Source organism: Elusimicrobiota bacterium, assembly GCA_016180815.1.
In the GTDB taxonomy this organism is placed as follows: Bacteria; Elusimicrobiota; Elusimicrobia; order JACQPE01; family JACQPE01; genus JACPAN01.
In genome coordinates, this window is sequence record JACPAN010000003.1 from 48,297 (window position 1) to 62,605 (window position 14,309).

At 54.5% G+C, this 14,309-nt stretch carries 16 protein-coding genes and 1 pseudogene; 9 read left to right on the plus strand and 8 right to left on the minus strand.

The features are described from left to right. The first annotated feature begins 1 nt into the window (after position 1). Together HYT79_00875 and HYT79_00880 are read left to right on the plus strand one after the other, a co-directional pair. On the plus strand, positions 2-625 hold the full coding sequence (locus HYT79_00875) for an NAD(P)H-dependent oxidoreductase (GenBank protein MBI2069128.1): 624 nt from the start codon (positions 2-4) through the stop codon (positions 623-625). Then, positions 626-1,120 (plus strand): 23S rRNA (pseudouridine(1915)-N(3))-methyltransferase RlmH, encoded by a 495-nt coding sequence (locus HYT79_00880; GenBank protein MBI2069129.1) that lies wholly within the window; start codon positions 626-628, stop codon positions 1,118-1,120. On the opposite strand, the gene HYT79_00885 is transcribed toward HYT79_00880, so the two are convergent. Continuing rightward, on the minus strand, positions 1,117-2,013 hold the full coding sequence (locus HYT79_00885) for an amidinotransferase (protein ID MBI2069130.1): 897 nt from the start codon (positions 2,011-2,013) through the stop codon (positions 1,117-1,119). The two genes, HYT79_00880 and HYT79_00885, sit on opposite strands and share 4 nt — an antisense overlap. Continuing rightward, positions 2,013-2,483, minus strand: coding sequence for an acyl-CoA thioesterase (locus HYT79_00890; GenBank protein MBI2069131.1), 471 nt, complete (start codon positions 2,481-2,483; stop codon positions 2,013-2,015). The genes HYT79_00885 and HYT79_00890 overlap by 1 nt, the downstream gene beginning before the upstream one ends. 30 nt (positions 2,484-2,513) lie before the next feature. On the opposite strand from HYT79_00890, the gene HYT79_00895 reads away from it, so the two are divergent. The 3 genes from HYT79_00895 (at position 2,514) to HYT79_00905 (ending at position 4,303) form a co-directional block, all read left to right on the plus strand. After that, positions 2,514-3,176, plus strand: a complete 663-nt coding sequence (locus HYT79_00895; GenBank protein MBI2069132.1) for a thioredoxin domain-containing protein — start codon at positions 2,514-2,516, stop codon at positions 3,174-3,176. After that, positions 3,145-3,657, plus strand: coding sequence for a DoxX family membrane protein (locus HYT79_00900; GenBank protein ID MBI2069133.1), 513 nt, complete (start codon positions 3,145-3,147; stop codon positions 3,655-3,657). Before HYT79_00895 ends, HYT79_00900 begins: the two co-directional genes overlap by 32 nt. Before the next feature lie 82 nt (positions 3,658-3,739). Continuing rightward, entirely contained in the window at positions 3,740-4,303 is a 564-nt protein-coding gene (locus tag HYT79_00905; protein MBI2069134.1) for a hypothetical protein, read from the plus strand. Positions 4,304-4,317: 14 nt separating this feature from the next. Here HYT79_00905 and HYT79_00910 read toward each other — a convergent pair whose 3' ends face one another. From HYT79_00910 to HYT79_00930, 5 genes are read right to left on the minus strand one after another with little or no spacing between them, the layout of a single operon-like run. Then, a complete protein-coding gene (locus tag HYT79_00910; GenBank protein ID MBI2069135.1) occupies positions 4,318-5,643 on the minus strand; it encodes a c-type cytochrome in 1,326 nt (441 codons plus the stop codon). Position 5,644: 1 nt separating this feature from the next. Further along, complete coding sequence (locus HYT79_00915) at positions 5,645-7,462, minus strand: cytochrome bc complex cytochrome b subunit (GenBank protein ID MBI2069136.1); 1,818 nt, start codon at positions 7,460-7,462, stop codon at positions 5,645-5,647. After that, positions 7,462-7,980, minus strand: a complete 519-nt coding sequence (locus HYT79_00920) for a Rieske 2Fe-2S domain-containing protein (GenBank protein MBI2069137.1) — start codon at positions 7,978-7,980, stop codon at positions 7,462-7,464. The genes HYT79_00915 and HYT79_00920 overlap by 1 nt, the downstream gene beginning before the upstream one ends. 52 nt (positions 7,981-8,032) lie before the next feature. Beyond that, positions 8,033-8,881 carry an SDR family oxidoreductase gene (locus HYT79_00925; protein MBI2069138.1) on the minus strand — a complete coding sequence of 283 codons (849 nt, stop codon included), beginning with the start codon at positions 8,879-8,881 and terminating at the stop codon, positions 8,033-8,035. A gap of 28 nt (positions 8,882-8,909) precedes the next feature. Then, on the minus strand, positions 8,910-10,241 hold the full coding sequence (locus HYT79_00930; protein MBI2069139.1) for a diguanylate cyclase: 1,332 nt from the start codon (positions 10,239-10,241) through the stop codon (positions 8,910-8,912). 157 nt (positions 10,242-10,398) lie between these two features. Between HYT79_00930 and HYT79_00935 the strand changes: the two genes are divergently transcribed. Then, a complete protein-coding gene (locus HYT79_00935; protein ID MBI2069140.1) occupies positions 10,399-10,566 on the plus strand; it encodes a hypothetical protein in 168 nt (55 codons plus the stop codon). A 4-nt stretch (positions 10,567-10,570) separates the two neighbouring features. Here HYT79_00935 and HYT79_00940 read toward each other — a convergent pair whose 3' ends face one another. Beyond that, positions 10,571-11,557, minus strand: a complete 987-nt coding sequence (locus HYT79_00940) for a hypothetical protein (protein MBI2069141.1) — start codon at positions 11,555-11,557, stop codon at positions 10,571-10,573. A 104-nt stretch (positions 11,558-11,661) separates the two neighbouring features. Here HYT79_00940 and HYT79_00945 point away from each other — a divergent pair, with 104 nt between their 5' ends. From HYT79_00945 to HYT79_00955, 3 genes and pseudogenes are all read left to right on the plus strand, one after another. Continuing rightward, positions 11,662-12,576, plus strand: coding sequence for a metal-dependent hydrolase (locus HYT79_00945; protein ID MBI2069142.1), 915 nt, complete (start codon positions 11,662-11,664; stop codon positions 12,574-12,576). Further along, positions 12,573-13,343: pseudogene (locus HYT79_00950) on the plus strand (undecaprenyl-diphosphate phosphatase). The gene HYT79_00945 and the pseudogene HYT79_00950 overlap by 4 nt, the downstream one beginning before the upstream one ends. 75 nt (positions 13,344-13,418) lie before the next feature. Beyond that, positions 13,419-14,300 carry a M28 family peptidase gene (locus HYT79_00955; protein ID MBI2069143.1) on the plus strand — a complete coding sequence of 294 codons (882 nt, stop codon included), beginning with the start codon at positions 13,419-13,421 and terminating at the stop codon, positions 14,298-14,300. Positions 14,301-14,309 lie beyond the last annotated feature (9 nt).

Below are 14,309 nucleotides of genomic sequence, written 5' to 3' on the forward strand. Positions count from 1 at the left end.
TATGCCTCAATCACGGTTAAACATCGTCGGAATCTGCGGAAGCCTTGAAGCCAAGGGCAATACCATGCAGGCGTTAAGGCTGGCCTTGGAAGGCGCGCGCTTATCGGGCGCGGATATCCAAGCCGTTGAATTGCGGGATTACGATTTGCCGTTGTTGAATTCTCCTTTCCGTCATGCCAAAGGCGCCCAGCATGTGGCTAAGCTCAAGAATATTTGTAAAAAAGCCGACGGTATTATCGTGGCCACGCCGGAATACCACGGCAGTTGCTCCGGCGCTTTGAAAAACGCCCTCGATTGGATGGGTTTCGAGGAATTCGAGGGGAAGATGGCGGGCTTGGTGGGTTTGGCCGGCGGGGAGATGGGCGCCTTTAACGCGCTTAGTCATTTGAGGACGATTTTTCGTCAGGTGCATGCCTGGGTTGTGCCGGGCCAAGTTTCCATCGCCAGGTCCCACCATGCGTTCGATCGAAACGGCCGTTTGCTTGACCCTAAATTGGGCCGGCGCCTGAAAAATTTGGGCGTTGAGGTGGCCAAATTTGCGCTTTTGCATAAACAGGGCAAATCCAACGATTTCCTTCGCCTTTGGGAAGGCTGCGTCGCCAATCCGGGCGGCGAGGGCCGATAGCTGAAAATTTTTATTCTTTCCTTCGGACGCCTGAAAACATCCGGGCTGCGGGATGCGGCGGATTATTATTTGAGGCTGTCGCGGCCCTGGGTGACCCTCGAAGAAATTGAGATAAAGCCCCTCCCTGTTGCGGAAAAGTCGCCGGCCTCCAGGCGTTTGATTCAAGACGAGGAAGCCCGGCGCTTATTGAGCGAAATTACGAACAAGCTTCCGGAGAAGGCGCCTTTTTTTCTTATTGACGAGCGCGGCCGGGCTTTGAATTCCCGTCAGTGGTCGGAATTGATGGACGACTGGGAACGCTCCGGGTTGAAAGCCGTCGGCCTTTGTTTGGGCAGCAGTTTGGGTTTTTCCGCTTCCTTGAAGGAGAAAGCGAAGGCTGTTTTAAGCCTGGGGCCTCAGACCATGCCTCATGAGTTGGCCCGGGTGGTGCTCATGGAGCAAATCTACCGCGCCGCCGCCATTCTTAAAGGGCATCCATACCACAACGAAGGCTAAAAGAGCAGCAGTTTCATGCAGAAAACGCTGCCGCCTGATTTCATGAATTCCGATGTTTCGGTTTCAATGATTTCAAAACCGAGTTTTTTCAATTCCCTGACCGTTTTCACGGCTCCCCGTTGAATAATCACCCAGCGTTCGTCGATAGCCAGGGCATTGCAGGCCATTTGCCCGACGGCTTCACCCGCGTCCACTTCGATTAATGCCGGGAAAACAGCGCTAAGAAGCTTGAGCCCTTGTTCGGTGAAGGCGGGGGGATGAATCAAGGCCGCCTCCCGGCTTAAAACAGCTAAACAGGTATCCAGATGATAAAACCGGGGGTTGGGCATCTCCAGCAGGCAAACCGATGCTCCCATGACTTGGGCGACCTCTGCGTAAGCCTCTTTGCGGGTGCGCTGACCCCAGCCGCCCCAAATCAGCCGTTTCCCGCTATGCCAGAGCGCGTCTCCCGTGCCTTCAAAGCAAATGTCCTTGGTCAGGGTCAGGGTCCGATAACCTTCTTGATCAAGCCGGCTTTTGACGAACGGCGTTTCCCGCCGGCGCGAGGGGTATTTCATGCGCCCCATCAGGGCGATTTTTTGGCCGTCGGCGCCAAGCCCTGGGAGGGCCTGATTGGCGCAAAACACCATATCTTCTAAATTTGGGGCTGCGGGCATGACGTGAACGGATTTGCCCAGTTTCTCTAAGATCGTTTTCATCTCATGCCATTGGCTTTTGGCTTTGTCTTTGTCGACTTTGCCGAGTTGGCCGGCCATGAAAGGATTTTGGGCTTCCAGCACGTCAAAATAATCCGGCGGGCACATCAGAACGCCGCTGGGCTGAGGCATCGGACGAAGGTTCTCAAGAGGCCCCGCTAATTGAGCGGCGTCTTCGTGGCAGAGGGTTTCGGGCATTATTGATTTTGTTGCAGCCGGCGCTGATGAGCTTCGTGATAGAGTTTTTTCTCCTGGGCTGTTTGCGGCTTGACCGCAGGGACCGGGGCCGGCCGGCCCTGGGCATCGACGGCCACGAACGTAACCAGGCATGAATTGGTCAGCCGGCGCCGGCCGCTATTTAAATTTTCGGCGAAGACATTGACCCCGACTTGAATCGAGGTGCGGCCGGTATAATGAACCTGGGACTCCAAAATTACCAATTCGCCGATCTCGATCGGCACTTTAAAATCGACTTTATCCATGGATACCGTGACGCAATTGGCCGTGCCTGCGTGGCGGCAGGCCGCGACATAGGCCGCGTTGTCGATTAATTTTAAGACGCTGCCGCCGAAGACCTTGCCCCTGGGGTTGGCGTCCTCGGGCAGCATCAGATTGGCCAGCGTTGTTTTTGATATTTTAGGCGGCCGCCCCGGCAGTGGTTTTTGCATCGCCTTCGTTTTTTAGCAAAATAAACGGGAATGCGTTTGTTGGAAAAGAAAAATGTCCGCCTAATCGCCTCCGGGCTGGTCCTTTCGGTTTTTTTTATCGCCTGCGTCAAGCTCGGCAGGAAGACCGAATGGGCCGCAGCCATGGCGTTGCCTGAAGGCCGCGTCCGCGGACCCATCGGCGCACCCATCACCATTGAAGAGTTTTCCGATTTTCAGTGCCCGAGCTGCAAAAGAGCCCAGCCTGTTTTGCATGAGCTGATGTCGCTTTACCCCAATGACGTTAAATTGGTGTTCAAACATTTTCCCTTGGAGATGATGCACGCCTCGGCCCGGCTGGCGGCCAAAGCCACGGAGTGCGCGCGCCGAAAAAATAAGTTTTGGGAATACCACGACACGCTCTTCGAGCGCCAGGAAGTCTGGTCGAAATCCCAGAATGTCCGCGACGATTTTTTGGTTTACGCCAAGGAACTTGCCTTAAACGAAGCAGAATTCAACGGCTGCCTTGATGATGCCAAAATCAATCTTGCGGTCAGCGCGGACGCCGCCGAGGCTCAATCGCGGCAGGTCGAGTCAACGCCCACGTTTTTTCTCGAAGGCGTCCGTTTGGTGGGCGGCGGGCAGTTGAAGCAGCACGGGGCCAGATTGATCGAGGTTATGAAAAGTGAAAAAACTAAGGGAAAACGAAGGCCTTAATATCGTGCCGGCTGTCTCCGGCCTGGATTATGCGGCGCCCGCAGCCCGGTTGATCGTCGGCCTTGTTCTTTTCATTTCCGGGTATCTCAAGCTGTTGAGCCCGGTGGAGGAATTCGCCGCAGCCATCGAGGCGTTCCAAGTCCTGCCGTTGGCCTTGGTGCCATGGGCGGCTAAAACGATCCCCTGGGCCGAGCTGTTTATCGGCGGTTTTCTTGCAGCCGGGTACCTGACGACGTTGAGCGCCGTTGCGGCGGGATCATTGAATTCGGCTTTTTTCCTGGCCCTGGCTTCGCTTAAAATCCGGGGCATTGCCGTGGGCGAATGCGGGTGCTTCGGCAGCGCCGGGCCGCACCTGGAGCCTTGGCAGGTCATGATTTTGGATGCCGTGTTGATTACCTTGTCCGCTGTCCTTATTTCCCGTCGCCGCCAAATCAATCCTTTCAGCCTGGATCGTTGGATCGCCAGGGGCAGCAGTTACTAAAAAACTTTCGGCCTAATTTTCGCTAGGTCGAAAGACCCTGGGCAAAAATTCGATCCGGGGTCACAATGGGCAAGGAAGTTTCATGATGAAATTGACTTGCGCCGGCTTATTGGCGCTGCTGCCTTTGGCTGTTTCAGGGGCGGAGACTCCGAATATCAGGGATCTTGTCCGCGTGCCCTTGGAGCGCCTGGACGGCCGCGTTGTCATCGAGCAAAACCATGATTTGATTTTTGATGTCCAGGAGATGAGCGTCGCGCGCCGAGTTAATGAGTCGTTCGGGGGACGCGAAGTCGTTGAAGTCGATGTTGTCGGCCGTTGGAGGAATAAGGGCCTTTACCGGTCGGAGATCATCCCCACGCGCATGGTGGTTCGATCGCCCCAGCTTCAAGGCCCGGTGCGTATGCGGATTTTTGAGGCGCGTGGGCATCAATTAATCAGGCCCAGCAATCATATTTTGGGGTCATGGGAATCGACCCCGTTTATCCGTTACCGGGGGGTTTCGGCTAACCGGTCGTTATTGGGGGTGAGTGTCGGCGAATTGGGACCAACAATCCTGGCGCGCACGTTTTGGGGACTTCGCGCGCCGGGAAACGGTTTTTCTTCCAGAGTTGTTTTGCCTGTTATTCGATTGGCGTCGCGGCTTTAGGAAATCGGGCTAAATTACCACTCTTCGCCTTTCTTGGCGATGGAGAGCAGATAAGTAACCAAATCTTCCAAGTCCTGCCCTTTGATCTTTTCTTTCCAGGCAGGCATGTAAAGAGGGGGAGTGGGGCCGTCCGCTTTGAACCGAACGATGTCCGTTGAAGGGACCCCCTTTTGAATTTTGTGTTTTAACTCCTCGCGCGTAAACGTGCCCATGGTCTCTTTTAAATCAGGCTCTTTGCCTTTGGCCATTTCCGCCACTTGATCCGCGGCTTCGGGATCCTGTCCCGGTCCCTGGGCATTGAAGTTCCTGCGTCCACCCATGGCGTCGATTCCATGGCAGCCTGCGCAGCCGAATTTATTGTAGACATAGCGGCCTCGTTCGATCGCGGACGCGTATTTTGGTTCGGGCTTGGGCGCGGCATAGACGTAGTAATCATGGAGAATTTTTTCGCTGGTCATGGACATGAGATAAGTCGCAATGGCCTTGGCCTCATCTTCCTTCATGTCCTTGAAGAACGGCGGCATGCCCGACGGTGAAATCGGCGAGCCCAAATGTCCTTCAGGATCACCCGGTACATTTTTCATTGGGTCTTGGGTCAAGTGAAGGAGAATCCAATTTTGAGCATTCCATTCTTTCCGGGGAAGGCCGGAAGGGTAAAAGTCGATCCTGGAAAGAGGTTTTGAGGCGACTTCGCCTAAATCCTCGGAAACCACGCCGCCTGAGCCCTTGATGGCGTGGCAGCCGTAGCAACCATGCTTTGTGAACAGCTCTTTGCCGGTTTTTGCGGTTTGGGCGTAGGGGATATCTTCGAAATTCGCGTGGCATTTGACGCAGGCTGCCTGAATAAAGGGCGGTTGAAGGAGCGGTTCCTCCCAATGCTTGACCTTGCCGTGAGCGGCTTCCACGGTCGTGGCCAAGCCTTGGCCTTGATGGCAAATCGTGCAACCGTATTTATTGGGCGAATGAGTCTTCAGGATATCCCCCGGGTGGCCTTTGTAGGGATTCTCCGTAAACGGCGTTTGAAGCGACGGGTTATAAAGCGGGTCCATGCCGACATGGCAAGTAATGCAGCGGTCGATGCGGTCGATATCGTTGAGGATCATTTGTTTGACCTCAAGCCCGGCGTGTTGTTTGGCCTGAATTTGTTTTTCGATGGATCTGCGCGCTTCAGGTTCCTGGGTTTGAGCCAGTTTGCCTTCCAGATCCTTAGCTTCCAGTTCGTAGAATTTCTTTTGGTATTTTTTCCATTCCCTGCTCTCATCGCGCATGACGGAAGCGGCCAGAAGCAGGACGAGAAGCAGATTGCCCCAGATAAAGAGCTGTCTGACGATTTTGGGCATATTAGATGTTGAAATTCAGATGCGGTATGGAAAAAACGTATTTGATGTTAAATCCCAGGCGCCCCCCCATTTTAAGCAAAACGCCCAATGTTAACAGCACGAAAACCATGGTTGTCGCGTAATTGGGGATGGCTAGATTGCGTATATAGCGCTGGGGCAGTAGAAATCCGAAGATAATGAAAAGGAAAAGAAAAATGCTGATCAACAAAAAGCTGCCTATGCCGAAATGAGGGATATTCGTTTGGACAAACAATAGGAGGCGATCGAGAAGCGAATATTGAGCAGGATCGTCGAGGACAACCACATTGCCGGCGGCGCCGAGGAGCAAAGCGTGGGCAATTTTCATGGAGATTCCCGTGACCAAAGACAGAAGACCGGCTGTCGGTACGGCTATTTTCCAGTCGATGTCTTTTTTAATGAGCCGCGGCAAACCCATGCCCAGGCCGAAGTAAAAAAGCATCAGCGGCCCGCCGATCATGTTAGGCACATCCCAGGTTTTGGGCGGCAGGGGCTTATGCACCGACCAATCTTCCCACGGCCAGTACCAGGCCCAACTCGGTCCCCGGCAATATTGCCCGATGAAAATCAGAACGAACCACATGATAAGGCCCAGCATGAACATGGAATTGGCGAACGGCCGCTCTTTCCAGGTGTAATAGCCCACGCCTTTGGGATTAGTGTCGAGATAGGGGATGGCGCACAAGCCCACGATAATCATATTGGGCAACAGCACGCCCGCGATCCAGGGATCGAAATAAACCAGCAGTTCCTGCAGGCCCAGGAAGTACCAGGGGGCTTTGGAGGGGTTCGGCGTGACCGTTGGGTTGGCCGCCTCCTCCAGCGGGGCGTTCATCAGCAATGTCCAAAGCAAAATAGCCACCGTGGTCAGGGCCGCGGCCACATATTCCCTGGCCACCAGATTCGGCCAGACTTCGACTTTTTCTTCATTGGGCGCCAATGGCGCGGCGGAGAACGAGTCTTTCCTGATTCTCCAGAAATGCAGCATGATCATGGCGCCGACCACGAACGGAACGAAAATGCAATGCAAAACGTAAAAGCGGATCAAGGTCGCTTCACCCACCGCTGTTCCGCCTAAAAGGCCGAAGCGTATGTCGTTGTTGATTTTCATGCCCAACAGCGATGAGAACGGTCCTTCATTGCCCAGCAACGGGGTGGCCGCGGCCATATTCGTGCCCACGGTCACCGCCCAAAGGGCCAGTTGATCCCAAGGCAAAAGATAACCGGTGAAGGAGAGAAACAGGGTTAGGGTCAAGAGAACCACGCCCAGCACCCAATTGAATTCTCTGGGCGTCTTGTAGGCGCCGGTTAAAAACACGCGGACCATATGAACGATCACGGTAATGACCATGGCATGGGCGCACCAGCGGTGCATATTGCGCCAGAACCAACCGTAGGAAACCGCGAATTCCAAATCTTTCATGTCCCGGTACGCAAGCTCCGGGGAGGGACGGTAATAAAACATGAGCAAAATGCCGGAGAGGGTTAACAGCAGAAACAGCCAGAAGGAAATGCCGCCCATGCCCCAGGAATAGATAAATTTAAGGGCGCGCGGCCGAATTCTGACCGGATGCAGATGAAGCCAAACATTGCCGATAATATGCGCGGCCCGGTCCCTGGGCGTGTTTTTCCAAACCCCACCGCGAAATACGCTGCGCCAAATCTGGCTGTTGATCACCGCTTTTTTGATGTCTTCGGGGTTGGTGGGGATATTGACCCCGTTGCCCGTTAGTTTGGCCAGGAGGCCTTTGAGCGGATTTTCCGGCTTGGGCGGCGTTTGCGTCGGTTGATCGTTGGCCATTAGGCTTTAAATTCCACGTAATAGGGAGCGTTATCCCGGAATCCGGGACGGTTCTCCAGAACCGCTTTATCGATGATTAAATCCCCATTGGACGCCATTTCGATTTTGCAATGCCACAGGGGCTTGGGCGCGGGTCCGGCGATCACGTCGCCGTCCGGGCTGAAATTGGAGCCATGGCAGGGACAACGGAATCGTTTTTCTCCTTCAAACCAATTGGGCGTGCAGCCCAAATGCGTGCAGCGGCCCCAGATAGCCACCATGCCTTCTTCTTTTTTGATGATCCATACCCGTTGCTCGCGCATCCATTTCAAGGAAACGCCCAAAGGGTACTCTGCCGCCGGGCCCGCGTTGAATTTTTGAGAGGGCTCGTAAACCACGTTGGGGAAGAGAAAGCGCAAAGTGCTGGCCGCAGTGCCGCCCAGGAAAGCGATGAGTCCGCCCCAGGCGAGTTTCATGAACGATCTCCGTGAAATTTCGGATTCAGCTTGCGGTGTTGACTGCGGTGTCGGCGCTGTCATAAGGATAGGAAGTTTATTTAAGTCTGTGGCCGCTAGTCAACATCCGCAAAATTCATGAGTTGGTTCTGGCCGCTTGTTTTTCGATGCGTTCGGGAATGGCGCCGCCCATCATTTCCATGGCGCCTTTGCCCAGCCACCAGCCTCCGTCCACGACGATGATTTCACCCGCGATGTAATTGCCCATGGGGGATGCTAAATAAAGAATCAAGTTGGCGACATCATGTTCCGTACCGAAACGTCCGAGCGGAATACTTTTTAAAAGTTTTTGTTGGATTTCCGGAAGCGGCCACAGCTTTTCCTCAGTTTGCGGCGTATTGATCGCGCCCGGAGCAATGGCGTTAACCAAAACCCCGCGGCCGGCCCATTCCGCTCCCAACGTTTGCGTCAAGGCCACGACACCGGCCTTGGCTGACACCGAAGGCGCGAAACCCGGCCCTCCGGTCCAGGCATAGGTGGCCACCATATTGATGATTTTTCCCGACCCACGCTGGAGCATTTTTCGGCCGATCTCATTTGTGCAGAAAAACGTGCCGTTTAAAACGATGTCCACCACCTTTTCCCAGCGCACCGAGGTAATGGCCTCGGTCGGGCGCACGAAATTCGCGGCGGCATTATTAATGAGGCAGTCGACATGCCCGAATTCCTCAACGGCTTTGGCGGACATGGTTTTGACCTGCTTGATATCCGAGATATCGGTGGGGATAACCAGGGCTTTTGGGCCCAGCGCCCGAATCTCTTGGGCCGCGGCTTCTAGGCGTTCGGCGTTTCTGGAGACCAGGATAATATGGGCACCATGGCGGGCCAACTCAAGACCGATGATTTTTCCGATGCCTGTGCCCGCGCCTGTGATCAGAGCGACTTGGTCCTTGAGCAAGTCCTTGACGAAATAGCTTTTGCTCATGAAGCGCCATTAAAGCATGATTTGCGGCTTAGGACCAGGCGATGCGGTTGCGGCCGTCCGCTTTGGCGCGATAAAGCGCCCGGTCGGCGCGCTCAAGTAAGGATTGGGCGGTGCGGGCGTCCGCGGGATAGGCTGATCCGCCCATGGATACGGTCACTTTGCCCAAGGGCTGTTTGTCCGCGCCCGGATAGGGAGCTGTTTCTACGGCCTGCCTTAGGCGTTCGGCAACCACCAGGGCTTGTTCTTTATCGGTGTCCGCCAACAGAGCCACGAATTCCTCGCCGCCGTAACGCGCCAGGGTGTCTTCGGTGCGTAACGTTTCCCTTAACATCTGGGCGGTCATTTTTAAAATGACATTGCCCATTTCATGGCCTTGGTTGTCGTTGTAGTGTTTGAAATGATCGATATCAATGATGAGAATGGACAGCGGCCGGGCATAGCGCCGGGCGCGTTCCACTTCCCTGCGGATCACTTCCTGGAAATAGCGGAAGTTATAAATGCCGGTCAAGGCATCGGTGATGGTTTCGCGCACCAGCTGTTCCTGTTTTTCTTTTAAATTCCTGGTCATGGAGTTGAAGGCCTGGGTCAGCGTGCCGATTTCATCGGCGGAGGTGATGCGCATTTCAAAATTCAAATCCCCGCCGGTGATTTTTTGGACGCCCTGCAAAAGGACCCCAAGGGGACGAAGAATGGAAAAAGCCAATAGCAGGGTGATTGTCCCGACGGCGATAAAAGCGATGATTCCGGCCCACTGGGCCGCTTGCCGGCCTTCCTCCAAAAGGTCGTTGACCTTAGCCTCGGCGCCTTCCAGGGCCACGCGGTTAATATCCAGGATTTTTTCGCAAATTGCGTAAATCCGGGCCAAGCGCTGACGCCCGGAGGAAGACAGCAGGGTCAAGGATTGTTTATGCCGGGGGAATTGCTTGCCCCAAACAGCCACGATTTCGATGGGCCCGCCCTCAGGGAATTTGGTTTCCTGGTAAAAGCGCACCAGGCGCTCGACATCCACGAAATAGAGGCGGCTTTCCTGTTCAAGCTCGGCCAGGAGTTTTTTGATTGTGGCGCTGATGGAATTTTGGCCCAGCTCGTTCATGCGCTCTCGGGCGGTTTTTTTATGGCGTCCGGCTTCCTCAATCAACCCGGATTCTCCGGTCACCATGAAGCGCATGATCAGATCATCGTAGGAGACAAAGGCATGTTTGAGCTCGGCGGCGGCATTCATGGCCTGAACGTTCGGGGCAAGCGTGCGGGACATGATTTCGCCCAAGCGGTTTTGATGGCGTTCGCTCCAGATGCCGTAAAGCATGACGGTGATGACCGTTATAGCCGCAGCCAGGAAAAGCTTGGTTTTAATGCCCATTCTTCAATAGCTTAAACCCCTACAGGGGTTATGACAAGGGGGAGGTAGGACTTTGGGCCTATTTGGAGCTGGGCCGGCAGGAGGCTGTTTTTTGGCCTAAAGGCCCAGTTCATTTTCATGGGGAGGGGGTAGGCTTATGGTGGAGGTGATGACACTTATGAAGAACGCAGTCAACGCCAAACATAAAGGCCTGCGCAAGGCATTTCATATCCCCGCCAACCTTTTAAACGGTTCAGACGGCAATTCCTGGCAGAAAACCCCGCGCAAGGCTTCACATATTCAAAAGGTCAATACAGGCCCCAGCGTGCATTTTGTTTGGAAATAAACGTTTAGGGCAGGCCTAAGCATTCTCTCCTTGATCGCACGGAAAGAAGAAAATTATTCAATAAATTACGATTTTCGACCGCATCGCTGAGGGCGTTTTTGAGATAAAACACGGCTCGATCGCATGGATTTGCAGGAGTCTTGTTGACGGCGATATGGATTGATTCCGGATAAAAGTCGATCACTGATTTTCCTTGCTGGTCTGTTTTTACGTCAGAGTACTCGGTTCCCCAGCGTTCAAAATGGCGCCACTGCCGTCGCCGGTAGGACCGTATTTTTTGGCAAGCGTCTCGTTGAAGAGATTGGACCAGAGAGCTGCCGCCGGTTTCCCGGCAATGAAAAAGATCGGTTAAGCCGGCTTCGATCACCGAGCGGTAGGCGATGATTTCCGAAAGGATTTCTTCGTTGATATCGGGTTCATGATTGCCGAGAATGGATTGAACATACGCATGGACGAATTCGTGAGCTAAGACCGGAGCTTCCCACCCCGCAGGCAAGCAGGCAAAAACATTATTGACGGCAATGACGTTGGCGCCGGGGCTGTAAGTGCCGCCGATGCCGTGGGCCAATATCCCGCCCATGCCTTCGAAGGCATGGGGGACGGCCGGGACAAGCGTTTCGACCATGGACGCAAAAAATGCGCCGTTTTTTAATTGCCGGACGACATTACCCAGGCGCGGCCCGTTGGTTTCACTCAACAGGGGGCACGCTGCCGCGGTGACGATGATGTGATCAAGGACCAGGCAATCCAGTTCCTCAAGATCATCCGGCGGAAAACCCGCGAACGCGTTGACATGGGCGTTGGGGATATTCAGGTGCAAATCGCTGTCCGTAGGTTCTTGGTCGATTAACAGCGTGGAAATCGTGGTTTCCGACAGGTTTCGTTCACCGAGGCATTCCTCGTACCGGCGCTCCAGGATTTCCTTCAAGGGGTTGGCTTCAAGAAATCCTCCGCAGATGAGGATGACCGGCAGCAGCAATAAGGCTTTCATCTGTTTGTTGTTAAGGGTCCCTAAAGGGTAGCGGCTAATCATTCATTAATCAAGGGATGGCGCGCCGCAGGCTGAAGGCGCTTGCGAATCCGTATACTTGTCGGATGGATCCCATCGCGCATTGTTTACTCGGCGCTTTAATCGGAAAAAGTTTTGGTTTTCAGAGGCGCTCAAGCCTGTGGCTGGCCGCAGGTTTGGCCGAGTTGCCGGATATCGACGTTTTCAGCTGGGCCATTGAGGGGGCTCCCATGGCTTTGGTGCATCGCGCCGAGACGACTCATTCATTCGCAGCCGCTATTGCTCTGGCTGTTCCAGCCGGATGGTTGTTCGTTCGCCGGGAGAGTCAAAGCGCGTGGAGAGGTTTTGCCGCGGCTGTTGCGCTGCTGTGTTCTCATGTGACCGGGGATTGGCTGACCACCTATGGAACCCCGGTTTTTTGGCCGTTTGACCGAAGCAATTTTTCCTTGGATCTGGTCAGCAATTTAAATTGGCTGCCGATTATTCTGATATCCGCCGGCTTGGTTTTTTCCGCTTTCGGATCGCGCCGGGCCATTCAAGCCGCATGGTTGTCGCTCGCGCTTTTTGTGCTTTGTTCGGGTAGCCTGCGCCTGGCGGCCCGGCGGCAAGTTGAGCGGGCCCATCCCGAGTTATTGTTTTCTGTTTTTCCTCATATCCTGGCCCCTTGGGTTTTTCGGGCCGTCGGCGAGGGCTCGGATGAGTATCAAACGTTTGTGGTTTCACCTTTGCAGGGAACCATCGAGAGCGCCGGAGTTTTTCCCAAGGCGCCGCCTGTGGAGCCGGTTCAAGCATCGCTGGCAACCGCTTCAACCCGGCTCTTTCTAAAGCATAATCGTTGGCCTGTGGCGAAAATTGAAACAGCCGGCAATGGAACGCGCCGGGTGATTTGGGGCAATCTCCTTTTTTCCAGGGATGGCCGCATGATTCACGGGCGGGCCGTGGCTGAAGTTGATGCCCAAGGCCGGCTATTAAGGCATTGGCGCGACGGTAAGCTCTGGTGAGCTACGTTCAGGCCGTTGTTCTGGGCATTGTCCAGGGTTTAAGCGAGTTTTTGCCGATTTCAAGCTCCGCTCATCTGGTGTTGATTCCCTGGATGGCCAAATGGGGGGATCAGGGCCTGGCTGTTGATGTGGCGTTGCATTGGGGCACATTGGCCGCGGTTTTGGCTTATTTCTGGAAGGATTGGTTCGCCCTGGCTAAAGCCGCCCTTAAGCGGGAACATTCATCGGAACATCGTTTATTTTGGGGTATTGCCCTAGGGACTCTGCCCGCTGCTTTAGCCGGTCTTTTTTTGGATGATTTGGCGGAGACAGCGTTCCGGTCTCCGCATCGCATTGCTTGGCCTTTGATGATATTCGGCGTGCTGTTGTGGCTGGCCGACCGATGGGGCCGCAAAAACAAAACGATCAAAGCGATGGACTTGAAAGCTTGCATTTTGGTCGGCTTGGCCCAAGCCTTGGCTTTGGTGCCGGGGGTGTCGCGTTCCGGAATCACGATCACCGCGGCTTTGTTTTTGGGTTTTGAGCGCAAAACAGCGGCTCGTTTTTCATTTCTTTTGTCCGTGCCCATTGTCCTGGCCGCCGGCGTGTTGAAACTGAAGGATTTAGGTCCGGCTGCGGCTTCAGGCTCTTTTTGGGCGGGTGTTCTTGCTGCGGCGCTGTCAGGGTATGGGGCGATTCGCTTTTTGTTGGGCTATGTCCAGAAAAAGGATATGGGTGTTTTCGCTTTTTACCGGGTTCTGTTGGGGGTACTTGTGTTGTTGCTTTGGGCGGGCAACCCGCATCGTTTATCCGCCAAATTATTAAGGGAGGCGCTTCCCGCTCAAATGTCAAAATCGGAAAATATGAGTTCAGAGGCCCGGCATTTGCATGCTCATGTTTCCATGCTGGCGGGAACAATCGGCGAGAGGAACCCCTTTAATCGTCCGGCCTTGGATCAAGCCCAGCGATACATCGAGAAACAGTTCCGCTCCTTGGGTTTGAAGCCCATGGTTCAGGAGTATCGCTCGGACGGCCTGTCCATGATCGACGACGGCACTGTGTTTTACAACGTTGAGGCGCGTTTGGGCGAAGGGGCAGGCCGCCCCGTTTTGGTGATCGGCGCCCATTATGACAGCGCTCCCGGAACCCCGGGCGCGGATGATAATGCCAGCGGCACGGCCGCGCTGCTGGAATTGGCCCGCCAGCTTAAGGATAAGCCTCTGACGCGCGAGATCAGGCTGGTCGCTTTTTCCAATGAGGAGCCGCCCGCGTTTTTCACCAGGAATATGGGCAGCTTTCATTATGCTCAGGCTTTAAAAAAAGAGGGCCGTCCGGTGATCGGTATGATCAGTCTGGAAATGCTGGGTTATTACAATGACAGCCCGGGCTCGCAGATTTACCCGCCTTTTCTTTCCTTGTTTTATCCTAAGGAGGGAAATTTTATCGGGTTAGTCGGGAATTTGCCGAGCCGCCGGTTTTTGAAGGCCTGCCGCCAAGCCTGGCAGGGAGCGTCGGACTTTCCTCTGGAAACCGCGGCGTTGCCTGGTTTTATCTCGGCCACCGTTTTATCCGATCATTTTAATTTCCAACGGGCCGGTTTTCCCGGCCTGATGTTGACGGACACGGCTTTTTACCGCAATCCTCACTATCATGAAGCCACGGATACGCCCCAGCGGCTTGATTATGAGCGCATGGCCAAGCTGCTGGAGGCGCTTTCGGGGATGGCTCTGACCCTGGCCAAGTAGGTATACTTA

Bases quoted from the DNA above. Each gene is read 5' to 3' on its own strand.
- HYT79_00915 (MBI2069136.1), bottom strand. From the start codon at position 7,462: ATGGCCAACGATCAACCGACGCAAACGCCGCCCAAGCCGGAAAATCCG.
- HYT79_00925 (MBI2069138.1), bottom strand. From the start codon at position 8,881: ATGAGCAAAAGCTATTTCGTCAAGGACTTGCTCAAGGACCAAGTCGCT.
- HYT79_00935 (MBI2069140.1), top strand. From the start codon at position 10,399: ATGAAGAACGCAGTCAACGCCAAACATAAAGGCCTGCGCAAGGCATTT.
- HYT79_00905 (MBI2069134.1), top strand. From the start codon at position 3,740: ATGATGAAATTGACTTGCGCCGGCTTATTGGCGCTGCTGCCTTTGGCT.
- HYT79_00885 (MBI2069130.1), bottom strand. From the start codon at position 2,013: ATGCCCGAAACCCTCTGCCACGAAGACGCCGCTCAATTAGCGGGGCCT.
- HYT79_00940 (MBI2069141.1), bottom strand. From the start codon at position 11,557: ATGAAAGCCTTATTGCTGCTGCCGGTCATCCTCATCTGCGGAGGATTT.
- HYT79_00890 (MBI2069131.1), bottom strand. From the start codon at position 2,483: ATGCAAAAACCACTGCCGGGGCGGCCGCCTAAAATATCAAAAACAACG.
- HYT79_00945 (MBI2069142.1), top strand. From the start codon at position 11,662: ATGGATCCCATCGCGCATTGTTTACTCGGCGCTTTAATCGGAAAAAGT.
- HYT79_00910 (MBI2069135.1), bottom strand. From the start codon at position 5,643: ATGCCCAAAATCGTCAGACAGCTCTTTATCTGGGGCAATCTGCTTCTC.
- HYT79_00895 (MBI2069132.1), top strand. From the start codon at position 2,514: ATGCGTTTGTTGGAAAAGAAAAATGTCCGCCTAATCGCCTCCGGGCTG.
- HYT79_00930 (MBI2069139.1), bottom strand. From the start codon at position 10,241: ATGGGCATTAAAACCAAGCTTTTCCTGGCTGCGGCTATAACGGTCATC.
- HYT79_00955 (MBI2069143.1), top strand. From the start codon at position 13,419: ATGAGTTCAGAGGCCCGGCATTTGCATGCTCATGTTTCCATGCTGGCG.
- HYT79_00920 (MBI2069137.1), bottom strand. From the start codon at position 7,980: ATGACAGCGCCGACACCGCAGTCAACACCGCAAGCTGAATCCGAAATT.
- HYT79_00875 (MBI2069128.1), top strand. From the start codon at position 2: ATGCCTCAATCACGGTTAAACATCGTCGGAATCTGCGGAAGCCTTGAA.